At 73.3% G+C, this 11246-nt stretch carries 12 protein-coding genes; 8 read left to right on the top strand and 4 right to left on the bottom strand.

Annotated elements, in window-relative coordinates; genetic code table 11:
- From ACFY15_RS05260 to ACFY15_RS05245, 4 genes are all read right to left on the bottom strand, one after another.
- The coding region (locus ACFY15_RS05260) for a 2-oxoacid:acceptor oxidoreductase family protein (protein ID WP_390825032.1) at positions 1 to 583 on the bottom strand (583 nt) is incomplete at its 3' end.
- Positions 584 to 798: 215 nt separating this feature from the next.
- Positions 799 to 1470 carry a LuxR C-terminal-related transcriptional regulator gene (locus ACFY15_RS05255; RefSeq protein ID WP_390825031.1) on the bottom strand — a complete coding sequence of 224 codons (672 nt, stop codon included), beginning with the start codon at positions 1468 to 1470 and terminating at the stop codon, positions 799 to 801.
- A gap of 136 nt (positions 1471 to 1606) precedes the next feature.
- Positions 1607 to 2899, bottom strand: a complete 1293-nt coding sequence (locus ACFY15_RS05250; protein ID WP_390825030.1) for a sensor histidine kinase — start codon at positions 2897 to 2899, stop codon at positions 1607 to 1609.
- Between the two features lie 110 nt (positions 2900 to 3009).
- Positions 3010 to 4170: a sensor histidine kinase gene (locus ACFY15_RS05245; protein ID WP_390825029.1), complete on the bottom strand. Its 1161-nt coding sequence runs from the start codon at positions 4168 to 4170 to the stop codon at positions 3010 to 3012.
- 156 nt (positions 4171 to 4326) lie between these two features.
- Between ACFY15_RS05245 and ACFY15_RS05240 the strand changes: the two genes are divergently transcribed.
- Genes ACFY15_RS05240 through ACFY15_RS05205 form a run of 8 tightly spaced genes read left to right on the top strand, consistent with a single transcriptional unit; the run spans position 4327 to position 11234 of the window.
- Complete coding sequence (locus ACFY15_RS05240; RefSeq protein ID WP_390687577.1) at positions 4327 to 4734, top strand: NADH-quinone oxidoreductase subunit A; 408 nt, start codon at positions 4327 to 4329, stop codon at positions 4732 to 4734.
- Positions 4725 to 5327: an NADH-quinone oxidoreductase subunit B gene (locus ACFY15_RS05235; RefSeq protein WP_390687578.1), complete on the top strand. Its 603-nt coding sequence runs from the start codon at positions 4725 to 4727 to the stop codon at positions 5325 to 5327. Before ACFY15_RS05240 ends, ACFY15_RS05235 begins: the two co-directional genes overlap by 10 nt.
- Positions 5324 to 6640, top strand: a complete 1317-nt coding sequence (locus ACFY15_RS05230) for an NADH-quinone oxidoreductase subunit C (protein ID WP_390825028.1) — start codon at positions 5324 to 5326, stop codon at positions 6638 to 6640. The genes ACFY15_RS05235 and ACFY15_RS05230 overlap by 4 nt, the downstream gene beginning before the upstream one ends.
- On the top strand, positions 6637 to 7605 hold the full coding sequence (locus tag ACFY15_RS05225) for an NADH-quinone oxidoreductase subunit H (protein WP_390825027.1): 969 nt from the start codon (positions 6637 to 6639) through the stop codon (positions 7603 to 7605). Before ACFY15_RS05230 ends, ACFY15_RS05225 begins: the two co-directional genes overlap by 4 nt.
- Positions 7605 to 8216: a NuoI/complex I 23 kDa subunit family protein gene (locus ACFY15_RS05220; RefSeq protein ID WP_390825026.1), complete on the top strand. Its 612-nt coding sequence runs from the start codon at positions 7605 to 7607 to the stop codon at positions 8214 to 8216. The genes ACFY15_RS05225 and ACFY15_RS05220 overlap by 1 nt, the downstream gene beginning before the upstream one ends.
- Complete coding sequence (locus tag ACFY15_RS05215) at positions 8216 to 8875, top strand: NADH-quinone oxidoreductase subunit J (RefSeq protein WP_390825025.1); 660 nt, start codon at positions 8216 to 8218, stop codon at positions 8873 to 8875. Before ACFY15_RS05220 ends, ACFY15_RS05215 begins: the two co-directional genes overlap by 1 nt.
- Complete coding sequence (gene nuoK, locus ACFY15_RS05210; protein ID WP_366450475.1) at positions 8875 to 9234, top strand: NADH-quinone oxidoreductase subunit NuoK; 360 nt, start codon at positions 8875 to 8877, stop codon at positions 9232 to 9234. The genes ACFY15_RS05215 and nuoK overlap by 1 nt, the downstream gene beginning before the upstream one ends.
- The gene (locus tag ACFY15_RS05205) at positions 9231 to 11234 is read left to right on the top strand and encodes an NADH-quinone oxidoreductase subunit L (protein ID WP_390687583.1); all 2004 of its coding nucleotides are present in this window, start codon (positions 9231 to 9233) and stop codon (positions 11232 to 11234) included. Before nuoK ends, ACFY15_RS05205 begins: the two co-directional genes overlap by 4 nt.
- Positions 11235 to 11246: the final 12 nt, after the last annotated feature.

Here is an 11246-nt window from a genome sequence, read left to right as displayed (position 1 = left end):
TGTTCTTGCTGCGCTCGGCCTCCTTGCGGGACAGCCCGAAGTCCTTCAGCGCCTCCACCGTCAGCGTCGTCAGCGGCACCCGGTGGATGTTGTAGCCATCCAGCGAGCCGTCCTCCAGCGGCGAGGTCTCGTAGCCGACCTTGGCCATCGGCCGCTTGGTGAACTCGTCCGTGTTGACGATGATCTCCGCGCCGCGCGGCACGTCCGCGAGGTTCGCCTTCAGGGCCGCCGGGTTCATCGCGACCAGCACGTTCGGCGCGTCACCCGGGGTCAGGATGTCGTGGTCCGCGAAGTGCAGCTGGAACGAGGACACCCCGGGCAGCGTCCCGGCAGGGGCCCGGATCTCGGCCGGGAAGTTCGGCAGTGTCGAGAGGTCGTTGCCGAAGGACGCCGTCTCCGAGGTGAAACGGTCACCCGTCAGCTGCATACCATCACCCGAGTCACCCGCGAAGCGGATGATCACCCGGTCGACACGTCGGATTTCCTTGCCGGCTCCATCGGTCCGAGGCGCGCCGCGCTGCTCACCGATGGCCCCGCCGGCCCCGTCGGCCTGCTCGGCCGGGCTACTGACCTGGCTGGTCACTGAACTGGACCTCCTTCGAGGCGTGGGCGTTCACTCCCAAGGCCAACCCTACGTCCGTGACGTGATCCGTCCCTGGGGTCGCCCGCATTCTGGACCGCCCCTCTCGGGGCGGCCTGTCCGACAGACGTCGTGCTCTACTCGAAATATTCCAAATCACCCGGCCGTCGCACGGTGGCGTCGCCGTCGCGTGCCTTGACTGACAGACTGTCAGTCGATCAGGACCTGAGGTAGGTCAGAACCGCCAGCACGCGCCGGTGATCCCCGTCACTCGGAGACAGGCCCAGCTTCATGAAGATATTGCTGACGTGCTTCTCCACGGCCCCGTCACTCACCACGAGCTGCTTGGCTACAGCGGAATTCGTCCGTCCCTCCGCCATCAGTCCGAGCACCTCGCGCTCGCGCGGGGTCAGACCGGCCAGGACGTCCTGCTTGCGGCTGCGGCCCAGCAGCTGCGCCACGACCTCGGGATCCAGGGCCGTCCCGCCCTGCGCCACCCGGACGACGGCGTCGAGGAACTCGCGCACGTCGGCGACGCGGTCCTTCAGCAGATACCCCACGCCGGTGCTGGAACCGGCCAGCAGTTCGGTGGCGTACTGCTCCTCCACGTACTGAGACAGCACGAGCACCCCGATCCCCGGGTGATCGCGGCGCAGCCGTACGGCGGCCCGTACGCCCTCGTCGGTGTGCGTCGGCGGCATCCGCACGTCGGCCACCACCACATCCGGCAGCGCACCCTCGGCCGCCAGGTCCGCCACCGTCTTGACCAGGGCCTCCGCGTCCCCGACGCCCGCCACGACGTCATGCCCCCGGTCGGTCAGCAGCCGGGTCAGGCCCTCTCGGAGCAGCACTGAATCCTCGGCGATGACGACCCGCACCCTGTTGTCCACGTTGTGAAGCTCCCGCCCGCTCGCATACCCGTCTGGCATGCCAAGCATCCCAGCCGAAGCCCCGATTCCGGTCCGGCTGGGATCAAGGACGGGGTGCAGGGCGGGCGGGGGACGGGGTGCAGGGCGGGGCGCGTTCTCAGGCGCGCCAGGGGAGCTCCGCCGTCGCCGTCGTGCCGTGGCCCTGCGACGAGTCAACGACCAGCACCCCGTCCACCGCGTCCAGCCGCTCCGCGAGCCCCGCCGGCCCGCTCCCGGCGGAGGGTCCGGCCGGGCACGGGCCGTCGCCCGCGACCCGGATCATCAGCCGCTCCCCGGACCTCCACACCTCCACGCTGGCGCTCCGCGCCCCCGCGTGCCCGCTCACGTCCCGCAGCAGCTCGGACACGGTGAAGTACGCGAGCCCCTCGATCGCCGCCGCGGGCCGGGACGGCAGGTCCACGTCCACCCGTACCGGAACCGCGCACCGCGAGGCCACCGACGACAGCGCCGCGTCCAGCCCCCGGTCGGTCAGCACCGCCGGGTGGATCCCCCGGGCCAGGTGCCGCAGCTCCTGGAGGGCGGTCTTCACCTCGCCGTGAGCCTCGTCCACCATGCGGGCGGCGGCCCGCGGGTCCTCGGCCAGCCTCTCCTTCGCCAGCCCCAGGTCCATGGCCACCGCCGCCAGCCGCGCCTGCGCCCCGTCGTGCAGCTCCCGCTCGATCCGCCGCAGGTCGGCCGCCGCGGTGTCGACGACCGCCCCGCGGTCGGACTCCAGCTCGCTGACCCGGTCGTCGAGCCGCGACCTGCCGAGCAGTCCCGTGACCAGGACCCGGTCGACGGTCACCAGGGCCCGGATGACCCAGGGGGTGGCCAGCGTGAGGCCCAGCCCGATCAGACCGGCGACGGCGATGGCCAACGGCGAATCCAGGTAGAAGGTGTAGTCGCCGTTCTGGAACAGCTGCAGTCCGGGCTGGTCGGTGAAGGCCGGGAAGACCCAGAACCACAGCGGGTACAGCAGCATGCCCCACCCGTAGCCCCACAGGACGAGGGCGAGGCAGGCGGAGAACAGCGCCCAGGGGAAGTGGACCAGCGAGTACAGCACGTGCCGCCAGGCGCTGCCGCTCTTCAGCAGCGCCCCCATCGCGGCCGCCGCCCCCGGCCTCCCCGCCCGCACCGGCGCCGGCGCGCCGACCGGCGCCCGCAGCAGCCCGCGCACCCGGGCCCGCTCCACGACCCCGAACCCCCGGCACATGGCGAGCACCCCCGCCAGGACCGGCACCCCGACGAACGTCACGAGCAGGCCGGCCCCGGCCGACACCCCGGCGATCGCGAGCACGAAGTACACCGTGCTCAACGGCAGCCCCACCACCAGGTACAGCAACTCCCGCCAGGTCCGCCCGGCCACGGGCGCCAGCAGCGCCGCCCGCATCCCACCCCTGCGCTCCGCCATGTCCCGGACCACCTTCCGTTCTGTTCGCCGACCCCTCCACCCTCCGTCGGCCCCCGCCCCGGAACCATCCGGCGGGTCGGCGTCCCGCCCGGGGGGTTAACCCCACCCCCTCAGCCGCGCCCGCGCCACGGCAGCTCCGCCACCACCACCGTCCCCTCGCCCGCGGGGGACTCCACCACGAACCCCCCGTCGACCGCCCGCACCCGCTCCGCGAGGCCGGCCAGCCCGCTCCCCCCGGACGTACGGGCTCCGCCCCGCCCGTCGTCCCACACCCGGATCAGCAGGCGGGTCCCCTCCCGCCACACCTCGACGCCCGCGCTCCGCGCCCCCGCGTGCTTGCTGACGTTCTGCAGCAGCTCCGACACCACGAAGTACGCGATCCCCTCGATCGCCTCCGCCGGCCGCTCCTCCAGCCGCACCGACACCTTCACCGGCACCAGGCACCGCGCCGCCACCGACGACAGCGCCGCGTCCAGCCCCCGGTCCGTCAGCACCGCCGGGTGGATCCCCCGCGCCAGGTCCCGCAGCTCCTGGAGCGCGAGCTTGACCTCCCCGTGCGCCTCGTCGACCATCGCCGCCGCGCCCTCGGGGTCCTCCAGCAGCTTCTCCTTCGCCAGGCCCAGCCCCATCGCCAGCGCCACCAGCCGCGCCTGCGCCCCGTCGTGCAGGTCCCGCTCGATGCGCCGCAGGTCGGCGGCCGCCGTGTCCACGACCACCCCGCGCCCCGACTCCAGCTCGGCGATCCGCCGCTCCAGCTCGTCCGAGGGCGACAGCAGGCCCCGCACCATCATCCGGTCCAGGTTCGCCATCAGGCGCACGGCGTACGGCAGCACCGGCCACAGCACGAACAGCCCCAGCAGGGCGATACTGAAGGTCAGCACCCCCCAGGGCAGCCGGACCAGCTCGAACAGCACGGTCCGCCACGCCACCGGGTCCTTGATCCCCGACCACAACCAGGGGAAGAACCCGCCGGAGCGCCCCGGCCCCGGCAGCGGGCTCGGCTCGTCGACCCGCAGTCCCAGCAGGGCCCGGGCCCGTATCCGCTCCAGCACTCCGAGCTGCCGGGACAGGTACAGCCCGGCCAGCAGCAGCGGCAGGCCGACCACCGTCACGGCCAGACCGCCCGCCGTCGCAAGCATGACAACCGTGTAAACAAACCCGATCAACGCCACTGGCAGATTGGTGAGCAGATAGGCGATCTCCTTCCACGTGGCCGCGGCGAAAACGGGCCGGACGGGAGGAGGGGAGGAAGCATGATCGTTCGCGGTCATGCGGCCCAGCCTGTCAATTCCGCCCCGGCAATGCCATGGGGTGGCCAGGCGCAAGTAAACGGGGGGTAACCCCACCCCGTGCGGACCAGGGCCTAGACTCCCGTCCGTACCAGATCACCGAGAACGTCGACAGTGGCCGAGGAGCGAGGAACGGACGTGTCCGAACCAACGGTATCGACCGGGACCGTGACCGCCGCGGACTACTTCCAGAGCTATTCGGTCGTCGGCCTGCTCGCCGTCCTCGGCGTGCTCTTCGTCGCCGTGGCCTTCGGCGCCGGCCGCCTGCTGCGGCCCGTGGCCCCCACCCCCGAGAAGCTGCTGACGTACGAATGCGGTGTGGACCCCGTGGGCGAGGGCTGGGCGCACACCCAGGTCCGCTACTACGTCTACGCGTTCCTCTACGTCATCTTCGCCGTCGACTCGATCTTCCTCTTCCCGTGGGCGACGGTCTTCGCCGCCGCCGGCTACGGCGCCACGACCCTGGTGGAGATGTTCGTCTTCCTGGGATTCCTGGCCGTCGGCCTGCTCTACGCGTACAAGAAGGGCGTCCTCGAATGGACGTGACACCGGCCGCCGTGCCCCCGGAGCCCGCCCCGCTTCCGGAACCCAGGAGGCTGGGGGTCCTCTCCCGCCTGGCCCCCGAGCCGATGAAAGTGGTCCTGAACTGGGGCCGCCGCTACAGCCTGTGGGTCTTCAACTTCGGCCTCGCCTGCTGCGCGATCGAGTTCATCGCCGCGTCCATGGCGCGTCACGACTTCATCCGCCTGGGTGTCATCCCCTTCGCGCCCGGCCCGCGCCAGGCCGACCTGATGATCGTCTCGGGCACGGTGACGGACAAGATGGCCCCGGCCGTCAAGCGGCTCTACGAGCAGATGCCCGAGCCGAAGTACGTCATCTCCTTCGGCGCCTGCTCCAACTGCGGCGGCCCGTACTGGGACTCGTACTCGGTCACGAAGGGCGTCGACCAGATCATCCCCGTCGACGTCTACGTGCCCGGCTGCCCGCCGCGCCCCGAGGCCCTGCTCCAGGGCATCCTCAAGCTCCAGGAGAAGATCGCCCGGGAATCGCTGGCCGAGCGGTACACCGACCGGCCGTCGGTCGCGCAGCTCACCAGCGGCCGGGTGACGCCCCCGCCCGCCCCGGGAGCCGGCGCGTGAACCTCTACGACTCCCTCCCCGACGCGGCCCCGGCCGTCTTCGGCGCCGAGGCCGTGGCCTCCGTCGCGTACGACGTCCTCACCGTGGACGTCCCGGCCGGATCCTGGATCCCCTCGCTGGAGATCGCCCGCGACAAGCTGGGCTGCACCTACTTCGACTGGCTGAGCGCGGTCGACGAGCCGGGCACCGGATTCCGGATCTGCGCGCACGTCGTCGCCCTGGAGGGCGGGCGCGTACGCCGCCTCCTGCTGCGCACGACCGTCCCGCACAGCGCCCCGAGCCTCCCGTCGGCGGTCGCCGTGTACGCGGGGGCGGCCTGGCACGAGCGCGAGACGTACGAGATGTTCGGCGTGGTCTTCACCGATCACCCGCACCTCGTCCACCTCCTGCTCCCCGAGAACTTCGAGGGCCACCCGCTGCGCAAGGACTTCGTCCTGGCGGCGCGCGTCGCCAAGGCCTGGCCCGGCGCCAAGGAGCCGGGCGAGGCGCACGACCCGGACGCGCCCAAGCGCCGCCAGATGCTCCCGCCCGGCGTACCCGACCCGAACGAGTGGGGCCCCCTGAAGGGCCAGCTCCCGCCGGCCCCGGCCCGCACCCCCCGCGCCGCGGGCGCGGCGGCCCGCACCCCCCGCGAGGGGGCGCCGGTCCGCCGCACCCGCTCGGTGACGGAGGGCTCGGCCACCCAGGCCGCCGAGGCCACCCCCGAATCCCCCCGCCCGGTCCGCCGCACCCGCACCACCGAGGACGGCTCGACGAGCCGGACCGCCCCGGCGACGGACACCCCGGCGCCGGACAGCGAGACCCCGCGCCCGGCGCGGCGTACCCGCTCGGCGGCGGACGGTTCCGCGAGCCAGGCCGCTCCGGCGCCGGACGCCGACATCCCGGCAGGCGAGACGGCCGGGACCCCGGGCGAGTCCGGCGCCGCCCGCCCGGCGCGGCGTACCCGCTCGGCGGCGGACGGTTCCGCGAGCCAGACGGCCCCGGCGCCGGACGCCGGCACCCCGGCGGCCGCCGAGCCCGGCACCCCGCGCCCGGCCGCCCCGGCCGGGGAGGCGGAGGCCCAGGACCCCGAGGCCGCGGCTGCCGGCACTCCGCGCCCCGCCCGGCGCAGCCGGTCCGCCTCGGACGGCTCCGCCAGTCAGACCCCCGCGCCGGAGCCGGAGGCCCCCCGGCGCCCGGCCCCGCGCAGCGCGGACGCGCCCTGGCACAACCCGAAGCCCGCCTTCGAGGAGCCGGCCCCCGGGCCCGGCCCGAAGCCCGAAGCCGGGCCCGACCCCGATCCCGACCACGACACCACCGGAGGCGACGCGTGAACGACGTCCTCGACGTCGCCCTGCGACTGATCGTCGTCTTCGCCGTCTTCCTCGTGCTCCCGCTCGTCATCGGGCAGACCGAGCACAAGGTGATGGCGCACATGCAGGGCCGCCTCGGCCCCATGTACGCCGGCGGCTTCCACGGCTGGGCCCAGCTCGTCGCCGACGGCGTGAAGTTCGCGCAGAAGGAGGACATCGTCCCGGCCAACGCCGACCGGCGGATCTTCCAGCTCGCCCCCGCCGTCGCACTGCTGCCGTACCTCCTCGTCCTCCTCGCCATCCCCATCGGCCCCGGAGAGGGAGCCGTCGGCCAGGTCATCGACGCCGGCCTCTTCTACGCCCTCGCCGTCATGGGCATCGGCGTGCTCGGCAGCCTGATGGGCGGCTGGGCCTCCGCCAACAAGTTCTCCCTCCTCGGAGGCCTGCGCACCGCCGCCCAGCTGCTCGCCTACGAGCTGCCCATGCTGCTGGCCGCCGCCTCCGTGGCGATGGCCGCCGGGACGGTGTCGCTGCCCGGCATCGTCGGCGCCTTCGAGTGGTGGTGGCTGCCCTGGCAGATCATCGGCGCGCTCGTCTTCTTCACCGCCGGCCTCGCCGAGCTCCAGCGGCCCCCGTTCGACATGCCCGTCGCCGACTCCGAGATCATCTTCGGCGCGTACACCGAGTACACCGGCCTGCGCTTCGCGCTGTTCCTGCTCGCCGAGTACGCCGGCATCGTCGTCCTGTGCGCCCTGACCACCGTCCTCTTCCTCGGCGGCTGGCACGGCCCCTTCGGCGGCGACGGCCTCGGCTGGGTGTGGACCCTCCTGAAGACCGCCGTCCTCGCCTTCGTGGTCATCTGGCTCCGCGTGAGCTACCCCCGCCTGCGCGAGGACCAGCTGCAGAAGCTCGCCTGGACCGTACTCATCCCCCTCGCGCTCGCCCAGATCGCGCTCACCGGCATCGTGAAGGTGGCGATCCAGTAATGCCCCCGATCCCCGGATCCGGCCTCGCCAAGGGCCTGGCCGTCACCCTGCGCACGATGACCAAGCGCGCGCACACCGCCCAGTACCCCGAGGTGCAGCCCGAGCTCCCGCCCCGCAGCCGCGGGGTCATCGGCCTGTTCGAGGAGAACTGCACGGTCTGCATGCTGTGCGCCCGGGAGTGCCCCGACTGGTGCATCTACATCGACTCCCACAAGGAGACGGTGCCCGCCGCCACCCCCGGCGGCCGTGAGCGCAGCCGCAACGTCCTCGACCGCTTCGCCATCGACTTCTCCCTCTGCATGTACTGCGGCATCTGCATCGAGGTGTGCCCCTTCGACGCCCTCTTCTGGTCGCCGGAGTTCGAGTACGCGGAGACCGACATCCACGACCTCACCCACGAGCGCGACAAGCTGCGCGAGTGGATGTGGACGGTCCCGGCCCCGCCCGCGCTGGACCCCTGCGCCGAGGAGCCCAAGGAGATCGCCGCCGCCCGCAAGGCCGCCGAGAAGGCGGAGGCAGCCGCCGCGGCAGCCGCTGCGGCAGCCGCCGAGTCCGGGGCGACCCCGCCCGCGGACGGCACCCCCGACACCCCGGCGGGAGGCACCGCCTGATGTTCGCCGCCCACCTCGCCGCAGCCGCGGGCGCCGTCACGGCGGCCGTGCCCGGCGGCCCCGCCCCCGCGCCCGGCCCCGGCTTCCTCTCGCCGACCGGCGTCGAGATCGCCTTCCTCCTCGTCGGCCTCGCCACCCTCGGCGCGGCCCTCGTCACGGTCACCACCAAGCAGCTTGTGCACGCCGCCCTCTGGCTGGTCGTCGCGCTCGGCGGGATCGCCGTCGAGTACCTGCTGCTGACCGCCGAGTTCATCGCCTGGGTCCAGGTCCTGATCTACCTCGGCTCCGTGGTCGTCCTCCTCCTCTTCGGACTGATGCTCACCAAGGCCCCCATCGGCCGCTCCCCGGACGCCGACTCCGGCAACCGGTGGGTCGCCCTCGGCGTCGCCGGAGCCGCCGGCGCCACCCTCGTCTGGGTGGTGGCGGACGCGTTCCGCACCACCTGGATCGACCTCGACGGCCCCGCCCGGGGCTCCACCAAGGTCTCCGGCGAGATCCTCTTCCAGCACTGGGTGCTGCCCTTCGAGGCGCTTTCCGTACTCCTCCTCGCGGCCCTCATCGGCGCCATCGTGCTCTCGCGCCGCACCACCCCCGCCGAGGAGGCCGCCGACGCGGCCGAAGCCGCCGCCCGCACGGGCGCCGGGAAGGGGCAGCGCTGATGCATCTCGCCTACCCCGCCGTCCTCGCGGCCCTCCTCTTCGCCATCGGCCTTTACGGCGTGCTCGCCCGCCGCAACGCCATCCTGGTCCTGATGTCCGTCGAGCTGATGCTCAACGCCGTCAACCTCAACCTGGTGGCCTTCGACGTCTGGCTGCGCGACACCCTGCACGCCGGCCAGGCCCTCACCCTCTTCACCATCGCCATCGCCGCCGCCGAGATCGGCATCGGCCTCGCGATCGTGCTGATGGTGTACCGCAACCGGGGCACCTCGGACGTGGACAAGCTGCGCGACACCGCCGAGGGCCACGAGCCCGCCCGGCCCGACGACATCACTGCCCGGCCGGAGGTCGCCGCGTGAGCACCACGACCCTCGCGGTCCTCGTCCCCCTCCTCCCGTTCCTGGGCGCGGTGGCAGGACTCCTCCTCGGCCGGACGGCGCCCGGCTTCGTCAAGCCGCTGGCCGTCCTGCCGACGCTGGCCGCCGCCGTCCTGGCCGTGTTCGTCGCCGTCCGGCAGGGCGGCGGCGCGGCGATCGACGCGGCGACCGAACTGACCCCGACCGGCTCGGTGCCGATCGAGCTCTCGTTCCACATCGACGGCTTCGCCGCCCTGGTCGCCGTCGTGGTCGGCGTGGTCGCCACCTGCGTCCAGGTCTACTCGACGGCGTACCTCCGCGAGGACCCGCGCTACCCGTCGTACGCCGCCCTGGTCTCCCTCTTCACCTCCGCCATGCTGCTCGTCGTCTACTCCGGCGACCTGATGGTGCTGCTGGTCGGCTGGGAGGTCATGGGCATCTGCTCGTACTTCCTGGTCGGCCACTACTGGGAGACCGAGGCGGCCCGCTCCGCCTCCCTGAAGGCCTTCCTCGTCACCAAGCTCGGCGACGTCCCCTTCCTGATCGGACTGTTCGCGCTCGCCACCGACGCCGACTCCTTCCAGATCACCAAGGTCCTCGGCACCGTCGCCTCGGGCGGGCTCGACCATCCGACGCTCATCGGGCTGCTCCTGCTCGCCGGCGTCGCCGGCAAGTCCGCGCAGTTCCCTCTGCACACCTGGCTCCCCGACGCCATGGCCGGCCCCACCCCCGTCTCCGCGCTGATCCACGCCGCGACGATGGTCGCCGCCGGCGTCTACTTCATCGCCCGCCTCCTCCCGGTCTTCACCGCCTCGCAGGCCACCCTGGTCGTCATGGCCCTCATGGCCGGGATCACGATGGTCGGATCCGGCCTCGCCGCCCTGGCCCAGGACGACATCAAGCGCGTGCTCGCCTACTCCACGGTCGGCCAGCTCGGCTACATGATCGGCGCCCTGGCCGTCGGCGACCGCGGCGCCGCCGTCTTCCACCTCATGTCCCACGGCGCCTTCAAGGCGCTGCTCTTCCTCGGCGCCGGCGTGATCATCCACGCCGCCGGCACGAACTCCCTCGCCGCCATGTCCCGCATGGACGGCCTGGCCCGGCGCATCCCCGACGCCTTCTGGACCATGACGATCGCGCTGCTCGCGCTCGCCGCCGTCCCGCCCTTCGCCGGCTTCTTCTCCAAGGAAGCCGTCCTCGTCGCCGCCGAGCACGCCGCCGGCGGACACTCCGACGTCGCGCCCGGCACGGCCGGCTGGGTGGTGCTCGTCGCCGGCCTGCTGACCGCCCTGCTCACCGCCGCCTACGCCACCCGCCTGTGGCTGATGGCCTTCCGCGGCCGGGGCGCCGCCGCCCCCGACCACGGCCGGGAGCCCCTCGCCATGACCGGCGTGCTGTGGCTGCTGTCCGTCCCCTCGATCGCCTTCGGCCTCGCCGCCGTCCCCCTCGCCGACTGGTTCGACGGCAAGGAGCTCACCCCGACCGTGACCACGTCGGTCCTCGGCACCGGCGCCTCGCTCGTCGGCGTGATGCTCACCTACGCCCTGTGGCAGCGCGCCACCGCCCGGGCCGCCGCCGGCATCCGCAACGGAGACGCCGTCCCGGCGTCCGTCGCCGCCGCCGAGTCCGCCGCCGAGGCCCCCGAGGTCGCCGAGGTGACCCACGAGCACCCCGCCGTGCCGGCCGCCCCCGCGGCCGACCCCGGCAGGGCGCTCCTCGGCCCGCTGCACCGGCACGCCGCCGACGGCTTCCACCTCGACGCCGTCTACGACCGGCTCTTCGTCCGCCCCGTCCGCGCGGGCGCGAGCCTGGTGCGCTTCCTCGACCGCGAGGTCGTCGACACGTATGTCCGCGGCGCGGGCGCCGGACCCCGGCTGCTCGGCAGCCTCGTCCGCCGGGCCCAGACCGGCAACGTGCAGAGCTACCTGAGCGCCCTGCTCGCCGGCGCCGTGGTCCTGGCGATCGCCACCGCCGTCCTCGCCAACGTCAACGCCGGATCGTGAGCCGAGAGTCAG

This window comes from Streptomyces sp. NPDC001373 (assembly GCF_042895815.1).
GTDB lineage: Bacteria > Actinomycetota > Actinomycetes > Streptomycetales > Streptomycetaceae > Streptomyces.
This window is presented reverse-complemented; position numbering and strand designations above follow the sequence as displayed.

Excerpts from the sequence above, each read along its gene's own strand:
- ACFY15_RS05235 (WP_390687578.1), top strand. The coding sequence starts at position 4,725 with ATGGACGTGACACCGGCCGCCGTGCCCCCGGAGCCCGCCCCGCTTCCG.
- ACFY15_RS05250 (WP_390825030.1), bottom strand. The coding sequence starts at position 2,899 with ATGGCGGAGCGCAGGGGTGGGATGCGGGCGGCGCTGCTGGCGCCCGTG.
- nuoK (WP_366450475.1), top strand. The coding sequence starts at position 8,875 with ATGCATCTCGCCTACCCCGCCGTCCTCGCGGCCCTCCTCTTCGCCATC.
- ACFY15_RS05215 (WP_390825025.1), top strand. The coding sequence starts at position 8,216 with ATGTTCGCCGCCCACCTCGCCGCAGCCGCGGGCGCCGTCACGGCGGCC.
- ACFY15_RS05220 (WP_390825026.1), top strand. The coding sequence starts at position 7,605 with ATGCCCCCGATCCCCGGATCCGGCCTCGCCAAGGGCCTGGCCGTCACC.
- ACFY15_RS05245 (WP_390825029.1), bottom strand. The coding sequence starts at position 4,170 with ATGACCGCGAACGATCATGCTTCCTCCCCTCCTCCCGTCCGGCCCGTT.